The organism is Ascidiaceihabitans sp., from assembly GCF_039986515.1.
GTDB lineage: Bacteria > Pseudomonadota > Alphaproteobacteria > Rhodobacterales > Rhodobacteraceae > Ascidiaceihabitans.
This window is the reverse complement of the sequence record NZ_JBDWQO010000012.1, coordinates 141,666-158,161: the sequence shown is the minus strand read 5'-3', so window position 1 is coordinate 158,161 and position 16,496 is coordinate 141,666. Positions and strand designations below refer to the sequence as shown.

Annotated in this window: 14 protein-coding genes; 10 read left to right on the top strand and 4 right to left on the bottom strand. The window is 56.5% G+C overall.

Annotated features, from left to right (window positions below; all coding sequences use genetic code 11):
- Positions 1–9: 9 nt before the first annotated feature.
- A complete protein-coding gene (locus ABJL60_RS11840; protein WP_348375601.1) occupies positions 10–1,809 on the bottom strand; it encodes an ABC transporter ATP-binding protein in 1,800 nt (599 codons plus the stop codon).
- A gap of 242 nt (positions 1,810–2,051) precedes the next feature.
- On the opposite strand from ABJL60_RS11840, the gene ABJL60_RS11835 reads away from it, so the two are divergent.
- On the top strand, positions 2,052–3,254 hold the full coding sequence (locus ABJL60_RS11835) for an aminotransferase class V-fold PLP-dependent enzyme (protein ID WP_348375567.1): 1,203 nt from the start codon (positions 2,052–2,054) through the stop codon (positions 3,252–3,254).
- On the opposite strand, the gene ABJL60_RS11830 is transcribed toward ABJL60_RS11835, so the two are convergent.
- Positions 3,238–3,447: a hypothetical protein gene (locus tag ABJL60_RS11830; protein WP_108827652.1), complete on the bottom strand. Its 210-nt coding sequence runs from the start codon at positions 3,445–3,447 to the stop codon at positions 3,238–3,240. The genes ABJL60_RS11835 and ABJL60_RS11830 overlap by 17 nt on opposite strands.
- 45 nt (positions 3,448–3,492) lie before the next feature.
- Positions 3,493–4,596 (bottom strand): pyridoxal phosphate-dependent aminotransferase, encoded by a 1,104-nt coding sequence (locus ABJL60_RS11825; protein ID WP_348375565.1) that lies wholly within the window; start codon positions 4,594–4,596, stop codon positions 3,493–3,495.
- Between the two features lie 85 nt (positions 4,597–4,681).
- On the opposite strand from ABJL60_RS11825, the gene ABJL60_RS11820 reads away from it, so the two are divergent.
- From ABJL60_RS11820 to ABJL60_RS11810, 3 genes are all read left to right on the top strand, one after another.
- Positions 4,682–4,846 carry a Tat pathway signal protein gene (locus ABJL60_RS11820; RefSeq protein WP_108827654.1) on the top strand — a complete coding sequence of 55 codons (165 nt, stop codon included), beginning with the start codon at positions 4,682–4,684 and terminating at the stop codon, positions 4,844–4,846.
- A gap of 60 nt (positions 4,847–4,906) precedes the next feature.
- Positions 4,907–5,695 (top strand): crotonase/enoyl-CoA hydratase family protein, encoded by a 789-nt coding sequence (locus ABJL60_RS11815; RefSeq protein ID WP_348375563.1) that lies wholly within the window; start codon positions 4,907–4,909, stop codon positions 5,693–5,695.
- A gap of 215 nt (positions 5,696–5,910) precedes the next feature.
- On the top strand, positions 5,911–6,708 hold the full coding sequence (locus ABJL60_RS11810) for a hypothetical protein (protein ID WP_348375561.1): 798 nt from the start codon (positions 5,911–5,913) through the stop codon (positions 6,706–6,708).
- Positions 6,709–6,779: 71 nt separating this feature from the next.
- On the opposite strand, the gene ABJL60_RS11805 is transcribed toward ABJL60_RS11810, so the two are convergent.
- Positions 6,780–9,839 (bottom strand): valine--tRNA ligase, encoded by a 3,060-nt coding sequence (locus ABJL60_RS11805; protein WP_348375560.1) that lies wholly within the window; start codon positions 9,837–9,839, stop codon positions 6,780–6,782.
- A 270-nt stretch (positions 9,840–10,109) separates the two neighbouring features.
- Between ABJL60_RS11805 and ugpC the strand changes: the two genes are divergently transcribed.
- The 6 genes from ugpC (at position 10,110) to ABJL60_RS11775 (ending at position 16,495) form a co-directional block, all read left to right on the top strand.
- Entirely contained in the window at positions 10,110–11,159 is a 1,050-nt protein-coding gene (ugpC, locus tag ABJL60_RS11800) for a sn-glycerol-3-phosphate ABC transporter ATP-binding protein UgpC (RefSeq protein WP_348375558.1), read from the top strand.
- An 82-nt stretch (positions 11,160–11,241) separates the two neighbouring features.
- Positions 11,242–12,489, top strand: coding sequence for a sugar ABC transporter substrate-binding protein (locus ABJL60_RS11795; protein ID WP_348292208.1), 1,248 nt, complete (start codon positions 11,242–11,244; stop codon positions 12,487–12,489).
- Between the two features lie 78 nt (positions 12,490–12,567).
- The gene (locus tag ABJL60_RS11790; RefSeq protein WP_108827660.1) at positions 12,568–13,596 is read left to right on the top strand and encodes a sugar ABC transporter permease; all 1,029 of its coding nucleotides are present in this window, start codon (positions 12,568–12,570) and stop codon (positions 13,594–13,596) included.
- Positions 13,597–14,478 (top strand): carbohydrate ABC transporter permease, encoded by an 882-nt coding sequence (locus tag ABJL60_RS11785; protein WP_348375556.1) that lies wholly within the window; start codon positions 13,597–13,599, stop codon positions 14,476–14,478.
- Positions 14,478–15,965, top strand: coding sequence for an FAD-dependent oxidoreductase (locus ABJL60_RS11780; RefSeq protein ID WP_348292204.1), 1,488 nt, complete (start codon positions 14,478–14,480; stop codon positions 15,963–15,965). The genes ABJL60_RS11785 and ABJL60_RS11780 overlap by 1 nt, the downstream gene beginning before the upstream one ends.
- Positions 15,962–16,495, top strand: a complete 534-nt coding sequence (locus ABJL60_RS11775) for an ester cyclase (RefSeq protein WP_348292202.1) — start codon at positions 15,962–15,964, stop codon at positions 16,493–16,495. Before ABJL60_RS11780 ends, ABJL60_RS11775 begins: the two co-directional genes overlap by 4 nt.
- Position 16,496 lies beyond the last annotated feature (1 nt).

The following is a 16,496-nucleotide window of genomic DNA, read 5'->3' as shown; positions in this document are numbered from 1 at the left end:
CATTGCATTCTAGCCGAACAAGCGTCCGCGTATCCGCGCCAAAAGACCAGCCCTTGGGCTGGGGGCCGCATCAAAATGGGGCGGGTTCGCGGCACTTGTGTCCAGATCGACCACGGCTTTGCCTTCCTTGAACTGCAGGCGGTATAGGTCGGCATACATACCGCCGCGCGCCAACAAGTCCTCGTGGGTGCCTTGATCCACAACGCGACCACGGTCCATCACAACAATCTTGTCGGCCTCGCGAATGGTCGACAATCTATGTGCGATCACCAAGGTTGTGCGCCCCGTCGAAAGCTTGTCCAAAGCTCGCTGCACCACGTTTTCAGATTGCGCGTCCAATGCGGATGTTGCTTCGTCTAGCAGTAAAATTGGCGTATCGCGCAGCAATGCACGTGCAATCACAACCCGCTGGCGTTGCCCGCCAGACAGGGCAGAGCCGCGCGGTCCGACGCGCGTGTCCAAACCGTCAGGCAGCTTGTCCAGAAAATCACTGACAAAGGCCGCGTCCAGTGCCTTGGTCAATTGTTCGTCTGTGACATCTTGGCGACCCAAAACGATGTTTTCGCGCAGGGTCTCGTCAAACAACAAGGCTTCTTGCGTCACCACTGAAAACAAGTCGCGCAAATCGTCCAGCGCCATGTCGCGGGTTTCAACACCACCCAACTTGACGGTCCCTGTCTGGGGATCAACCAAGCGGGTCAACAGGTTGAAAATTGTGGATTTCCCGGCGCCGGATGCACCGACCAAAGCCGTTGTTTTGCCGGGTTCAGCGACCAACGACAGATCGTGCAAAACAGCCGATTCACCATAAGATAAGCTGACGCCATCCAGCGCGATTTCAGGGGTGCCTTCGGGGGCTGGCACGGGGTTTTCGGCGGATGCCAAAACCAAAGGCGCATTAAGCAGCGCCTTGACCCGCTCCAACGCAGCAGCGGCCACTTGCCACAGTCCGCTGATACCGCCCAAACGGCGCAAGGGGTTAAAGGTAAACCCCATGGCTGTGAAAAACGTCATGAACTGACCAATGGATTTTTCGCCTGCGATAATCTCGGAGCCGCCGTACAGGATCACAGCCATAAAACCGATGCCGGACATGATGTCGATCATCGCGGGAATTGCCGCGCCACCAAAAGCTGTTTTGACTTCTGTGCGCACAAACATCTGGGTCAAATGGCGGTACTGGCGGGATTGGTACTGTTCCAGCGCGTTCAACTTGATCTGCACGATGCCGTGAAAAACCTCGTCCAGGCGGGTGCTAAGATCAGCCCCCAAATCACGGGCTTGTCGCGCCTGCACACGCACATACCGCTGTGCCATGGCCGCAGGCAGCACCAAAATGGGAATGCCGACACAGGCCAACAAGGCCCAGACCGGATCGACGCTGATGGCAACACCAAGCAGCACGATCAGCCCCATCAAGTCACGCCCGGCCCCCGTAATGATGGCACGCCAGACATCGCCCACCGCATTCACGTCCGATTGCACACGTTGGATCAAGAAGCCCGGCGGATGCGTTTGATGGAACGCCCCGTCTTGCTTCATCATATGTTCAAGGATGTCGATCCGTAGGGCAGCGGCGGTTTTCTGTGCAATTTGCGTCAGCAGCACCTTTTGCACCACAGAAGATACAGCACGGACCACAAACACCGAAATCAGAACCAGCCCGACCCAAATCAACATATCCGAACTGCCCGCGACAAAGACGTCATCGAACATAGGCTGCATCATGTAGCTAAGGGCACCCAATGTGGAGCCCTCCAGCGCCATGAATACGACGGCAATGGCCAAAACGGGCAGGTGTTTGCGCATATAAGTGCGCCACAGCCACCCCAGCAATTCACGCGAGCTGAAGGTTTCATCGTTGGACGACGGAACGGGGATGGTGGGGGTCTCGGGTGTCGGGGTGTGTTCTGTCACGCGGTGCGCCTGCGCCGTTGGGAAAATCAGATAGTTCGCCTATGTACGTTGCCGCAACAGTCAGAGCAAGTGTTAGGGCAGTTGACGTCGCATCCAAGGTCCGTAGGTTGCGTGCAAAGCGAAAGAGGTTTTCCATGTCATTGCCCCCCAATACCGCGCACGGCCGCGGATATTTGGCCATTCCCGGTCCTTCCGTCATGCCTGACGCTGTGTTGCAGGCCATGCATCGTGCGTCGCCAAACATTTATGCTGGCGCTTTGATTGACATGATGCCGGACCTGACGCGTGATTTGTGCAGGGTTGCGCGCACGCAGCATGACGTGGCGATTTATATCGGCAACGGGCATGCGGCGTGGGAAGCCGCGTTAAGCAACACGATCGCGCCGGGGGACCGCGTTTTGGTGCCATCCTGTGGACACTTCGCCCATGGCTGGGCCGACATGGCCGAAGGGTTGGGCGCACAGGTAGATCTTCTGGAATTTGGCAAACAAAGCCCGTTTGACGTGAACCGCATTGCAGAAGCACTGCAGGCCGACACAGCGCATGAAATCAAGGCGGTTCTCGCCGTGCATGTGGACACCTCCAGTTCTATCCGAAGCGATATCGCGGCAATCCGCAAAGCGATGGATGATGCGAACCACCCCGCATTGCTGATGGCGGATTGCATTGCATCGCTTGGGTGCGACACCTTCGAGATGGACGCATGGGGCGTCGATGTGATGGTTACGGCCTGCCAAAAAGGCTTGATGGTGCCTGCGGGCACGTCGTTTGTGTTTTTCAATGATCGGGCAGGGGCCGTTCGCGCGAAAATGCCAAGGGTCAGCCGCTACTGGGATTGGGTGCCACGGGCAAACCCCGACGGGTTCTGGCAGTACTTCAACGGAACAGCCCCGACCCATCATTTGTACGGGCTGCGCGTGGCGCTTGATATGATACATGCCGAGGGGATGGAACAGGTCTGGGCGCGGCACAGGCGTTTGGCGCGTGCCATCTGGGCCGCTTGTGATGTGTGGGCCAGCAAAGGCGGCTTGCGTATGAACGTCGCCGACCCTGCCCACCGCAGCACCGCCGTCACATCTTTGCGTTTGGATGCGCCGGATGGCACGCGGTTGCGCGATTGGGTGGAAGATAATCTTGGACTGACGCTGGGTATTGGACTGGGCATGGGCGAGGGCCGGGAATCAGATGCGTTTTTCCGGTTTGGGCACATGGGACATGTGAACGGTCAGATGATTATGGGGCTTTTGGGCGGTGTTGAAACGGGGCTGTGTGCTTTGGACATCGAACATGGAACGGGGGCATTGGATGCAGCCGCCAAAGTCATTGCCGGGGGCTGAAGCGTTCGAATTCTGCGGTGCGGCGCATGTCCAGCCAGGTCATCCAGCGGTTCAGGCTCCATCCCAGGGCCGCAACCGCGAGAAGACCCCATAAGGCCCAAAGCAGCAGAAAAACCCACGACAGGTTTACGCCAAACATCACGATGCAGGCTTTGGTGAAATCGGGCGCTGACGGCATGTTGTGGTGTCGCATGTGATCTCCATATCATGCGAAAGTTTACCGAAAATTTTGCCCCTGTCAGCCTTTTGCTGCAGCATCCAGTGCAATTGGCAAGGCTTTGGCAAACAATTGTAGTTGCGCGTCCGTGCCGCAACTGATGCGGATGCAGCGGTTTTGAGGGGCCGCGAAAGGCATACGCACAAACAAGCCGTGTGCAATTAACGCCTCTAGAACGCGTTTGGCAAAGGCGCCGTCCTGACCACAGTCAATCGCAACAAAGTTTGTTGCGGACGGCACGGCTTTCAGCCCGTTTTCGGCTGCTATGCTTGCGATGGTATCGCGGGCCTTGGCGATTTTTCCCAAAACATCTGCAGTGTAATCTGTGTCCAACAGGGCCGCCAATGCGCCAGCTTGTGCCGCGCGGTTCATGCCAAAATGGTTGCGCACTTTGTTGAAGGCCAGGATCAGATCCGGATGCCCGATGGCATATCCCACACGCGCGCCTGCCATGCCGTAAGCCTTTGAAAAGGTACGTAACCTGATCACGCGGGGATCGTCCGCGCTGATTTCTGGCGCAGTACCTGTTGGGGCACATTCGACATAGGCTTCGTCCAGAACCAACAGACAGCCATCCGGTAGGTGGTCTAATGCGTGGCTTAGGGTTGCGCCGTCGTGCCATGTGCCCATGGGGTTGTCGGGGTTGGCCAGATACACCAGCTTTGCACCGACATCGCGGGCTTTGTCGAACAGGGCTTTTGGGTCTTCATGGTCGTCGACATAACCTACTTTATGCAATGTCCCGCCAAAGCCTGCGACGTGATAGTTGAAGGTCGGGTAAGCCCCATCCGATGTGACCACAGCATCACCTTGTGCCACGAACAGACGCACTAGATATCCCAGCAACCCGTCGATGCCTTCGCCAACGACGATATGCTCTATTGTGCACCCATGGTGGGCGGCCAATGCGTGCCGCAGATCAAAGTTCTCTGGGTCGCCGTACATCCAGTGTCCGGCGTCGGCCATAGCCTGGATCGCCTTGGGGGAGGGGCCAAAGACGTTTTCATTGGCGCCAAGGCGGGCCTCAAACGCGCCGCCGCGTGCCCGTTCCTGTGTTTCGGGGCCTACAAACGGGACGGAGGATGGCAAGGTGGTGGTCAGCGGGGTAAAGCGAAATTCAGTCATACAAGGTGCGTACTGCATGGGACCAGAGTTTGCAAAGTGGGCGTTGCGTACATATATGAGAATCGTTCGCAACTGGAGGTGTGACATGACAAAACTGACACGACGCGGGTTTATGGCCAGTCTGGCCGCTGCAGGTGCTGTGCGGGCCGTTCCAATTGCGGGTGCCAAACTGGGAGGACGGCGGATTTTGACGTTGGTGTACGACAAGTCCATGGGGATGATGCGCGCGGTTGAGCGTTGGGTGCCGTAGCGTTTTGCTTTTCAAAGCGGGCATATTCAGACCAAATGTATCAAACATTTGGAGAACCCCATGGCCCGCGTTTCCGTTACCTATGAAGACCACATTGCCCACGTCCGCCTGACGCGCAGCGACAAAATGAATGCTGTTGATCAGGATATGATCACAGCCATTATCGCCGCAGGCGAAGAGGTGGCGGCCTCTGACGCACGGGCGGTGGTTCTGTCTGGCGAAGGCAAAGCGTTTTGTGCAGGTATCGACATTGGCAGCCTTGGCCAGATGGTGGGCGTTGATCCGGCGGGCCAATTGATGCCGCGCACCCATGGCGAAGGCACCACAAACCAGTGGCAAGAGGTCGCCATGGTGTGGCAACGCGCCCCGATGCCGGTTATCGCGGCCTTGCATGGCCCTGTGTTCGGCGCGGGATGCCAATTGGCGTTGGGCGCAGACATCCGCATTGCGGCCCCTGACACCCGGGTGGCTGTTATGGAAATGAAATGGGGCATCGTGCCGGATATGGGCGGCATGGTGTTATTGCCCAAACTGGTCCGTCCTGACGTCATGCGCCAGATGACTTACACGGCCACCCCTGTGGACGCAGCCCAAGCGCTGGCGTGGGGTTTGGTCACTGAACTGGCAGATGATGCACTGGCGCGGGCGACTGAGCTGGCCATGGAAATTGCCGGCAAAAGCCCATCGGCGATCCGCACCGCCAAGCGGTTGTGTGCCTTTGCCGAAACGGGATCAGAAGCTGAAGTTTTACTGGCGGAAAGCCGCGAACAGGCCGAGTTGATCGGCAAACCACACCAGATGGAAGTTGTCGCAGCCGCCATGCAAAAGCGAATCGCAGTCTTTAAGTAAGGCGGCGAAAAGGCGGCCCTTTGGAACGGTTCCGAGGATTCTAGAACAAAGTAGGCGGCCATCTGTGCCGTCAATTAGCTTGACGTGACGCCTTGGACGCGGCTTTGTCGTGGTTCAACGTTTGATCGTCTTTTATTTATTCAGCCCAAATTATTTTCGCAAAACCATTATCAGGTCAAACACACCGCCAAATTTTTTTAATTGATTGGAATACCATGTCTGACCCATCCATTTTTGACTTTAACGGCTACAAAATCAAAGTCCCACCAAAGGGTAAATTCAACCAAGACGTCCCGGCCATTGGCAATGTCTGGCCCAACGCGCAAGGCACGCCGATTGTGTCGTCCTATCTGGTCTATGATTTTGCCTATCCCAAAGTCACGCCGTTGGTTCTGGTCCAAAGTTACACTGGCGCTCAAGAGCCGGTTGGTGCTGCAGGTCATGTCGATGGCACTTTTCGCAAGGACTCAGTGTCACCGGTCAACAAGACCATGAGCGTGGTCCGTGAAATCGTGATGAGCTATCAGTGGCGCGCCGTGATTGTAGAATTGAACACCGCTGGCGGCTATGCGCAGGAAAAAAGCTTTGTGACCGGTGTGCAAACTTCGGAAGAGGCGTCTAAAACCTTTGGCCGTGTTCTGAGTGCCGAGGCCAGCACCAACATCCCGCTGTTTAAGGGGATCGATGTGAAGCTGACAGCGGCTTACAACACAGGCCATAGCACCCAAAGCAAAACAGTGCTGACCTCATCCTCGACCATTACGGAAAAGATCACAGCACCGGCAAATCAGACCTTTGTGCAATGGCAGCTTTTTATCGCACATACGATCAAAGCGCCGAGTTTAAGTGCCAATAATGTCAATCCGGATGATTTTAATGCCTATCAAAAATTGTTCGACACCTACGGTGGCACCGGTATTCCGGCACAATTTCCTCAGGTCTCGATTGAAAACGCGCCTCAATTGTCCGGTGGCGGGGCGATTTATTCGGCGACACTGTTTCCTGCGACCTAGGCTTAGGACCCTAATTCGGGCGACCTAATGTGTGAACGGTGTCTGGCGCAGCGCTAAGCTGCGCCAGAGTGTCACCCCAATTCTGCAAGGCGGGCAAACGCCTCTTTCAATTTGGCCTCTTCCGCTTCGCGTAGGGCAAGGTTGGCTTTCGTTTCCTCGATCACTTCTGGTGGCGCACTGTCGGCAAACTTCGGGTTTTTCAACCGCCCACGCAGCCCGCCCAGTTCTTTCCCCAGCTTGCCCAGCGTTTTCTCCAAACGGGCTTTTTCCGCCGCCACGTCAATCACCCCGTCCAAAGGCAGCCCGAAGGTCCCGCCGCTGGCCGCCAGCGTCACGGTGCCTTTCGGCATCCCGTCCACTTCTTCAAGGCTTTCAACCCGCGCAAAGCGTTTGATCAACGCCTCGTTTTGCGCCCAAGCGCTGCGGGCCGCACCGTCCATGCCTTGCACCACAAGCGGTATGAAATCACCTGCGTTGACGTTCATCTGGGCGCGCGCTGACCGGATTGCTTCAATCATTGCCACGGTCCACGACAGTTCCGCATCCGCTTCTGGCACCACCAGATCGGCAGCGCTGTATGTGGGCCAATCCGCGTGCGCCAACATTTTGGGCCGCTCTTTTGCGCCCCAGATTTCCTCTGTCACAAAGGGCATGATCGGGTGCGTCAGGATCAGGATCTGATCCAGCGCCCAAGCGTAGGTTGCTTTTGTTTCTGCGGCCGCATCTGCGTCGTCACCGTCCAGAACAGGCTTGGTAAATTCCAGATATTGCGAACAGAACGTGTTCCAGACAAAGCTGTAAAGCGTGCTTGCCGCATCATTGAACCGGTAGGTGTCCAGTGCCGCGTCCACGGCTTCGCGCGTCTTGCCGATCTCGCCTTTGATCCATTGGTTCAGGGGCAGTTTTGTGTCGGGGGCGGTATCGCTGTGGGCCACGTCAAACGTGCCTTTGAAGTCGCCGTAGGTCGCGGCGTTCCAAAGTTTCGTGACAAAGTTGCGGTAGCCCTCGATGCGTTTGGTGTCGAGTTTCAGCGCACCGCCAAGGCTGGCCATCGCCGCATTGGTGAACCGCAACGCGTCGGCGCCGTATTCGTCGATGATGTCGAGCGGGTCGACCACGTTGCCGACGGATTTGGACATTTTCTTGCCTTTGGCGTCGCGCACAAGGCCGTGCAGATAGACGTTTTTGAACGGGATGTCGTCAACCACGGCCAGCTGCATCATCATCATCCGCGCGACCCAGAAGAACAGGATGTCTTGGCCGGTGATGAGGTCGGAGGTGGGGAAGTATTTGTTCAGTTCAGGCGTGTTCTCGGGCCAGCCGAGCGTGCCGATGGGCCAGAGGCCAGAGGAGAACCATGTGTCGAGGACGTCGGGGTCGCGAGATAGAGTAACCTTTTGATGCTGCATGTTACCAGGTAATCCAACGCTAGAAGCAGCCGGGTTAGGCTTTTTTTCTTGACCCTCAACCGGCGGAAGATGGCCAAACTTGTCGAAAACAACTTCTAGGGTGTCACCGTAATACGCTTGGGCTTCTGACAACACGTCTTCTTCATTTGCCGCGCAAAATACCATTGGTGGGTTATTCGTGAGTTTCGTGTCGCCCTCGACTTTTCGAAGACCATACCAAACCGGTATCTGATGCCCCCACCATAACTGCCGCGAGATGCACCATGGCTCGATGTTGTCAAGCCAGTTGTAATAAACTTTCTCGCCGCTCTCGGGCATGATCTTGACGTCGCCGTTTCGCACCGCGTCCAGCGCAGGCCCAACGATCTGGTCTGTGTCCACAAACCACTGGTCCGTCAGCCGCGGCTCAATCACCACCTTTGAGCGGTCCCCAAAGGGCTGCATGATTGGCTTGTTTTCCACAAATGGCTCAAGCCGCACGTTTTCTTGGCCTTCGGCGTCCACACAGGGCACCAGTTTCAGCACGGCCAAGCCTTCGGCGGTGATGTCCTCGACCACCTTTTTGCGGGCCTCAAAGCGGTCCATGCCGCGGTAGTCGTCGGGGACAAGGTTCATGGCGGAAATCATGGCCTCGTCAAAGTCCAATTCGCCATTGGCGATCTTTTGGGCGATGGCGGCTTCTTCGGCATAAGGCTTGCCATCGCTGCGCATCGCGGCCTTTGTGTCCATCAGGTTGTACATCGGGATGCCGCCGCGTTTGGCGACCTGATAGTCGTTAAAGTCGTGGGCGCCGGTGATTTTCACAGCGCCGGACCCGAAGTCCTTGTCGGGGTATTCGTCGGTGATGATGGGGATCAGGCGGCGGTGTTCTTTGGGACCAACCGGAATTTCACAAAGCTTGCCCACGATCGGGGCGTAGCGTTCATCGGAAGGGTGCACGGCCACAGCACCATCGCCCAGCATGGTTTCGGGGCGGGTGGTGGCGATGGAAATGTAGTCGCGTTCTTCCGAAAGGGTCACGTTGCCCTCTTCGTCTTTCTCGACGTAGGTGTAGGTTTCGCCACCGGCCAACGGGTATTTGAAATGCCACATGTGGCCCGGTGTTTCGATGTTTTCGACTTCCAGATCAGAAATGGCGGTCTCAAAGTAGGGGTCCCAGTTGACCAGACGCTTGCCGCGATAGATCAGGCCTTTGTTGTACATCTCGACAAAGACTTTGATGACGGCGTCGTGGAAGTTGCCGTCTTCACCCTCAGGAGCGTTTGGCGCACCCGACATGGTGAAGGCATTGCGCGACCAGTCGCACGACGACCCGATGCGTTTGAGCTGGTCAATGATGCCGTTGGCGGTGCGGCCTTTGTAATCCCACGCCACATCCATAAAGGCATCGCGCCCGATTTCTTTGCGCCCCGGTTTGCCCTCTGCGGCCAGTTCTTTTTCAACGGCCAGCTGCATGGCGATGCCTGCGTGATCCTGTCCGGGCTGCCAAAGCGTGTCAAAGCCGCGCATCCGGTGCCAGCGCACCATGATGTCTTGCAAGGTGTTGTTGAAGGCGTGACCGATGTGCAAACGGCCGTTGACGTTGGGGGGCGGGATCATGATGCAATAAGCCGAGGCGCCGGGTTTGGCATTGGCACCGGCGACAAAGCACCCGGCCTTTTCCCAAGCGGCATAAAGCCGGGGTTCGGCGGTTTTTGCATCAAAAGATTTTTCCAGTGCCATGGCGTGCGGCCTCACGTTGAACAGAGTTAGGGTTCAGATACCCAAAGGGCACCCAAAGTGGAAGGGCCGTTGGATTTATGTTTCTTTTCGCTCAAAATATCCCGGGGGAGGTGCAGCGCACCGGGGGCAGAGCCCCTTCTTGAAACGTGCGATCGAAAAAGCTTAAGCAGTTTTGCTTTTTCACCCATTTTTGCAAACGTGTGCAAAAATGTCTTGCCAGATTGTCGCAGCGCCGTTTAGCCTAACTTTCAAGTTAACCGTGGGGGAATCATGGCCGAGATCCAATTGCGCAATCTGTCCAAACGCTGGGGCAGCTTTGTTGGTGTTCAAAACTTTGACCTGACCATCGGCAACGAAGAGTTTCTGGTGCTGCTTGGGCCTTCGGGCTGCGGCAAGACCACCACCATGCGTATGATAGCGGGGCTGGAAGACATCACCGAAGGCGAGATTATCATCGACGGTAAAGTTGTGAACGATCTGGAGCCCAAGGACCGGGACGTGGCCATGGTGTTCCAATCCTACGGCCTCTACCCGCACATGAATGTCTATGAAAATATCCGGTTCCCGTTGAAGGTGCGCAAAGTAGATCCTGCCACTCACGACGAACGGGTGCGCCGTGCCTCTGCGATGGTGGAGCTGGACGAATTTTTGCACCGCAAGCCTGCAGAACTGTCCGGCGGTCAACGTCAGCGCGTGGCATTGGCCCGTGCGATCGTGCGTGAACCCAACGTGTTTTTGATGGACGAACCGTTGTCCAATCTGGATGCCAAGCTGCGCGTATCGACCCGCGCACAAATCAAGAACCTGAGCCACGAATTGAAAGTCACAACTGTCTATGTGACCCATGACCAGATTGAAGCCATGACATTGGCCGATCGCGTGGTGGTTATGTCAAAAGGCATCGTGCAGCAGGTTGGCACCCCAACCGACATCTACGACATGCCGGCGAACACCTTTGTAGCCAGCTTCATCGGCTCACCCGCTATGAACCTTGTGGATGGCACGCTGTCGGGTGGTACATTTACTGCCAAAGACATTGAAATCAGCGGGCTGGCAGGCCCTGACGGCCCCGTGACTTTGGGGTTCCGCGCCGAAGACGCCAGCGTCAGCGACGGACCCGCGCAAGTGAATGCCAATGTGTATTCGATGGAACTGCTGGGCGATGCGACCATGGTCACGATCCGGGCAGGGGGGGCGATGCTCAGTGTCAAAGCCCACAAGGAATACCGGTCCGAAATCGGCGATGCTGTGTCCTACAGCGTTCCATCAGAAATTTGCCACCTGTTCGATGCAACATCAGGTGAGCGGATTGGGGACTAACCCCAAATCAACGACCCGTAACAGCGGGTCAAAAACGATGTGGCCTTGCAAGACACATCACTTAAATCAGGGAGAGACTTGAATGTTTCTGAAAAAAGTTGCGGCTGGTGTCGCACTCTCAATCGCAGCGTCAGCTGCAATGGCGGACGGTCACGCGAAATGTGACATCGCCGAAGGCCGCGTCAGCATCGTTGGCAACGAATTCCCAGCCATCCAGACTGTTGGTACGGGGGCGATTGCCTGTGCAAACGACAACGTCGAAGTGAAAACAAACCTTACTGCGGATCACCAAAAGATCAATCTGGCGGGCATGTCCACAACACCTGCTGAATACACGTCTGCGATCGTTGCAAATTCGTCCATTGTGGCGTTGATGAACGAAGATGTTGTGCGCCCATTGGATGATCTGGTCGCAAAATACGGTCAAAACCTGAAGAAAAACCAGCTGATCACGGTAAACGGCCAAGTGATGGCTGTGGCCTTCATGGCGAACGCGCAGCACCTTGTATACCGCGCAGACGTTCTGGAAAAAGCCGGCGTTGCTGTGCCAACCACATATGAAGAAATGCTGGCGGGCGCTGAAAAAATCAAATCCATGGGTTTGATGGAAAACCCGTTGGGTGGCGCGTACAAAGCGGGCTGGAACCTGGCGCAAGAATTCACGAACATGTACATCGGTCACGATGGTGAGTTTTTCAAAGCCGGCTCAGCCGAAGTCACAATCAACAACGACAAAGGCATCGCCACGCTGGAAATGCTCAAGTCGCTGACGGCTTACATGAACCCTGACTATCTGACACATGATTCCAACGCGACAGGCGCGGAATGGAAAGCTGGCAATGTGGCGATGATGAACATGTGGGGATCACGTGTTGGTCCTTTGCAAGATCCTGAGGGTTCCGCAGACGGTGTTGCAGACACAACAAAAGTCGCAGGCCCAATGACAGTGGCAGGTGGATCGACACCGGCAACAACACTGTGGTGGGACGGCTGGACAGTGTCCAAAAACATCTCTGATGCAGATGCGTCCGCAACATTCCAGGCGCTGACAGCCGCAATTGACCCAAGCATCCTGAACGAAGAAACGTCGTCTCAGGCGGTTTGGTTGCTGGACGGCTACGAGCCAACCGATCAGGCGGCAGGCGTCTTCGCAGCCGCGCAGTCCGGTTCAGTGCCTTACCCGATGTTGCCATACCAAGGCTTGTTGCACACTGCTTTGGGGGCGGAATTGCCTGACTTCCTGACGGGCAAAGAAGACGCGGCCAAAACGTTGGCTGATGTTGAAGCGGCATATGCGGCGGCTGCAAAAGAACAGGGCTTCTTGAAGTAAGACGCTTTACGCGGAGGGCTGTAACGGCCCTCCGTCCCCTCACTATGATTTCAACTGACCTTTGATGGAACAAGGCACATGAAGCACAAGACATTCTTTTGGTTCTTCCTGCCCACGGGCCTTGCGATGCTATTGTTTATCGCCCTTCCCATTGTGTCGGTGGTCCTGCAATCGCTGTTTGTGGAACACGAAGCCGTATTGGCCGTGGTCGAGAATTGCGGCCCGTTCGGGTGCAAGCAGGAAACAACAATTGATCAATCCGCAACCGAAGCTTTGCGCGCCGCCAGCCCGCTTGGGCAATTTGCGGGGTTGGATATTTATTTCAATCGCGGCCATCTTGCCACCGCCGAAGTCGCAGACGCATGGCGCACGCGTTCGGGTCTTGGCAGTTTTCTGGCCACGATCAACAACCTGCCATTCTACCGCGCGATGTCCTTCACGCTGGTCTATACGTTTACGGTGACGCCATTGCTGATCATGCTTGGATTTGCCATCGCCGTTGGGGTGAATTCCCTGCACCGCCACCTGAAAGGCCTTGTGATCTTCTTTTCGCTGCTGCCAATGATTGTGACGCCGCTGATCGGGTCACTGATCCTGTTCTGGATGATCGACAGCCGGGGCATTTTAGGCTCTGCCATCCAATGGCTTGCCGACGATCCGACGCTTTCGCTTAAGGCTTCCACGGGACTGACATGGGCCATGCTGATCGTTTACGGTGTGTGGCATTCAGCCCCCTTTGCCTTTGTTGTCTTTTACGCGGGCCTGCAGACGTTGCCCAAAGACACGCTGGAATCCGCCATGATCGACGGGGCGTCGCGTTGGGAACAAATCCGCTACGTCGTGATCCCGCATCTGATGCCGCTTGTCACTTTTGTGATGCTGATCCAGTTGATGGACAACTTCCGTGTGCTTGAACCCATTGTGGGGTTCAGCGCCGAGGCGCATGCCACCTCGCTCAGTTGGATCATTCTGAATGACCTTGGGGGCGAAACACGCCTGCTGTCCTCTGCCGCCGCGACATCCGTGCTGACCATCATCGGTGTGTCGATCCTGCTGTCACCTGTTCTTGTGCGCACATGGCGCGACTTTCATTCGAAGGCTGAATAAATGTCCTCAAAAGCCACACAACAACCGACATACATGCGTGTCCTGGTCTATGCCTTTGTGGCATTCTGGCTGATCATCGCGGCGTTTCCCTTCCTTTGGACGCTTTGGGGGTCCTTTAAGGTGGAATTGGATTTCTTTTCCATCGCGGATTGGACAAACGCGCTGACGGGGGAACGCACGCAAGAGGTCCATGGGTCTGCCTTCACGGGCGACGGTTATGAGGGCGCGTGGGTGCAAGAGAAATTCTGGAAAGCGGTTCTGAACACCTTCATCGTATGCTTCTTTGTGGTGACGATCTCGCTGACGTTTGGCACGCTGGGCGGCTACGCACTGTCGCGATCTGGCCACAACTATACGTTCTGGCTGCTGATGGCGGCATTGATTGCACGTGCGATGCCACAGATCACGCTGGTTTCGGGTTACCTTCTGCCGTTCTTTGAATGGAACCTTTGGGGGTATCTGCCCACATCCATCATCGTGCTTGTGGCCATCAACCAGCCCTTCACACTGTGGATGTTGCATTCCTTTTTCCAAAAAATCCCAAAAGATCTGGACGAATCCGCCAAAGTCGATGGCTGCACGCAATTCCAGGCCTTCCGCCATGCCATCATGCCCGTGATGTGGCCTGGCGTGATCACCACGGGGCTGTTCAGCTTCCTTCTGGCCTATAACGACTTTGCGGTCACCACGATGCTATTAAGCAAAGAAAACCAAACGATGGTGCCGAAAATCGCAAGTTTTCTGGGAACCACCCAAACCGAAGGCAACGTGATGTTTGCGGTTGCGGCTGTGGTGTCGGCGACGATACCGCTGTTCATTCTTGTCATGTTTTTCCAGCGCCAGATTGTGTCTGGCCTGACGGCTGGCGCTGTCAAAGGGTAATGAAAGACTTTTTGGTCATAGGTGCCGGCTCCGCCGGCTGTGTCCTTGCGGCTGAGCTTGCGCGGCGCGGGGCAGGGTCGGTGGCTGTGCTAGAGGCGGGCCCGTCTGAACGTCATCCGCTGGTGTCGATGCCTTTTGGTTTGGTCTGGCTGATGGGTGGCACGCGTGACTGGCGGTATAAATCCGCGCGGCTTTCGCATGCAGGAGGGCGCCAGATCAACATTCCACGCGGGAAAATGGTGGGTGGGTCCGGGTCGATCAATTCGATGGTTTGGTTCAGAGGGCGCAAAAGCGACTTCGACAATTGGGACATTTCGGGTTGGTCCTTTGCTGATGTGGAACACGCGTTTGAAGCGGTTGAAGCACGTCTGCAACCCACGCGCATGCACGGCGCACATCCGTTGGCGGAAGGGCTGGCCCCGATGCTTGGCTCTAATCGCGACGCGGTGCCCACCCCGGAATACGAAAGCGCAGGCGTTCTGGCCCACAACATGCTGCACACGCGACGCCATTCGGCAGCCGATGCCTATTTGCGGCCCTCCGGCGTTGAGGTTGTCACGGGCGTCGAAGTGGATCGTCTGGTTTGGGACGGCGATCATGCTGTTGGCGTCCTTTTGGTGGATGGCACGGAAATCCGCGCCCGCAAAGGTGTGGTTCTGTGTGCCGGGTCGTTGGCGACACCCGCAATCCTGATGCGGTCCGGTGTCGGGCCACAAGATGACCTGAACCAGCATGACATCGACACACGCGTGGACGCGCCAGAGATTGGCCAGAACCTGCATGATCATCCGGGCGTCGGGCTGCACTTTGAAGGGGCTGGCACAGGCTACGGGCTTGAACCGCGCCAATGGCTCAGTTGGGCTGTGGCCCCTTGGCGATACTACAACGGAAACGGTGGACGCCTTGCGTCCCCGACCTGCGAAGGCGGTGCGTTCTTCAATGCACGCGGCACGGGGGCGATGCCGGATGTGCAAAGCCATTTCATCCCGTTTCATCTGGACAGTCGCGGCAAACGCTATGGGTTGAAATCGGGCTATTTTGCTGACGTATGTGTGTGTCGGCCAAAGTCACGCGGGCAGCTTCGCCTGACGTCCAAAGATCCCAAGGCTGCGCCGTTTATCGATCTTGGGCTTTTGTCCGATCCGCGTGATCTCGATACGCTGGTGGCGGGCCTGACACGCTTGCGGGCTTTGCTGGCGCTGGCTGATTTTGGATCAAGACGTGGCCGCGAAGTACATCCGGGTGTCGACACGACAGGCGATGCGCTGCGCGAACACGTCCGTAATTCCGTGGGAACCGCGTATCACCCTGTCGGCACTGTGCGCCTTGGTGGTCCGGTTTCAAACCGATTGGCGGTGCATGGCACGCGCGGCCTATGGGTCGCTGATGCATCCGTGATGCCGCAAGTCACATCCGCCAACACAAATGCACCGTCGATGATGATCGGCTGGAAAGGTGCCAAATACATAAGCGAGGATGCCGCATGAAAGGCACAAGACCCGAACAAGCCGTGCTGACGCGCGACACTGACATGTCCAAAACGGAAGAAACCCGCGCTGTGATCGAAGGCATGGTGGATGGTTTGAACGATCACCGTATCGACGACATTGGGCAATTCTTTGCAGAAACGTTCCGTTGGATGGGAAACACAGGCTGCGGGTCTAAAACGGGTCTGCAAGAGTTTCAGGACAATTGGCAACGCCCGTTTCAGGCGGCCTTCAAAGACAAGGTTTGTGTCGATGAGGCACGACTTTACATGGGTGAGTGGGCTGCGGCTTTCGGGCGTCAGGAGGCAACTCATGGTGGTGACTTTATGGGGGTGAAAGCTTCGGGTAAGCGTATCGAAATCCGCTACATGGACTTTTGGAAAGTGGAAGACGGGCGCATCACGGACAATTACGTGATGGTCGATTTCCCACATGTGATGGCGCAGCTTGGCGTCGATGTATTCAACGGGATGGGCTGGGAAGCCTATGACCGCGGTGAGAAAACACCGCCCCGCCCCGAGGAGGTGTGAG

What these genes read in the sequence shown, in the direction of transcription:
- ABJL60_RS11840 (WP_348375601.1), bottom strand. Translation starts at nt 1,809, where the DNA reads ATGCGCAAACACCTGCCCGTTTTGGCCATTGCCGTCGTATTCATGGCG.
- ABJL60_RS11835 (WP_348375567.1), top strand. Translation starts at nt 2,052, where the DNA reads ATGTCATTGCCCCCCAATACCGCGCACGGCCGCGGATATTTGGCCATT.
- ABJL60_RS11830 (WP_108827652.1), bottom strand. Translation starts at nt 3,447, where the DNA reads ATGCGACACCACAACATGCCGTCAGCGCCCGATTTCACCAAAGCCTGC.
- ABJL60_RS11825 (WP_348375565.1), bottom strand. Translation starts at nt 4,596, where the DNA reads ATGACTGAATTTCGCTTTACCCCGCTGACCACCACCTTGCCATCCTCC.
- ABJL60_RS11820 (WP_108827654.1), top strand. Translation starts at nt 4,682, where the DNA reads ATGACAAAACTGACACGACGCGGGTTTATGGCCAGTCTGGCCGCTGCA.
- ABJL60_RS11815 (WP_348375563.1), top strand. Translation starts at nt 4,907, where the DNA reads ATGGCCCGCGTTTCCGTTACCTATGAAGACCACATTGCCCACGTCCGC.
- ABJL60_RS11810 (WP_348375561.1), top strand. Translation starts at nt 5,911, where the DNA reads ATGTCTGACCCATCCATTTTTGACTTTAACGGCTACAAAATCAAAGTC.
- ABJL60_RS11805 (WP_348375560.1), bottom strand. Translation starts at nt 9,839, where the DNA reads ATGGCACTGGAAAAATCTTTTGATGCAAAAACCGCCGAACCCCGGCTT.
- ugpC (WP_348375558.1), top strand. Translation starts at nt 10,110, where the DNA reads ATGGCCGAGATCCAATTGCGCAATCTGTCCAAACGCTGGGGCAGCTTT.
- ABJL60_RS11795 (WP_348292208.1), top strand. Translation starts at nt 11,242, where the DNA reads ATGTTTCTGAAAAAAGTTGCGGCTGGTGTCGCACTCTCAATCGCAGCG.
- ABJL60_RS11790 (WP_108827660.1), top strand. Translation starts at nt 12,568, where the DNA reads ATGAAGCACAAGACATTCTTTTGGTTCTTCCTGCCCACGGGCCTTGCG.
- ABJL60_RS11785 (WP_348375556.1), top strand. Translation starts at nt 13,597, where the DNA reads ATGTCCTCAAAAGCCACACAACAACCGACATACATGCGTGTCCTGGTC.
- ABJL60_RS11780 (WP_348292204.1), top strand. Translation starts at nt 14,478, where the DNA reads ATGAAAGACTTTTTGGTCATAGGTGCCGGCTCCGCCGGCTGTGTCCTT.
- ABJL60_RS11775 (WP_348292202.1), top strand. Translation starts at nt 15,962, where the DNA reads ATGAAAGGCACAAGACCCGAACAAGCCGTGCTGACGCGCGACACTGAC.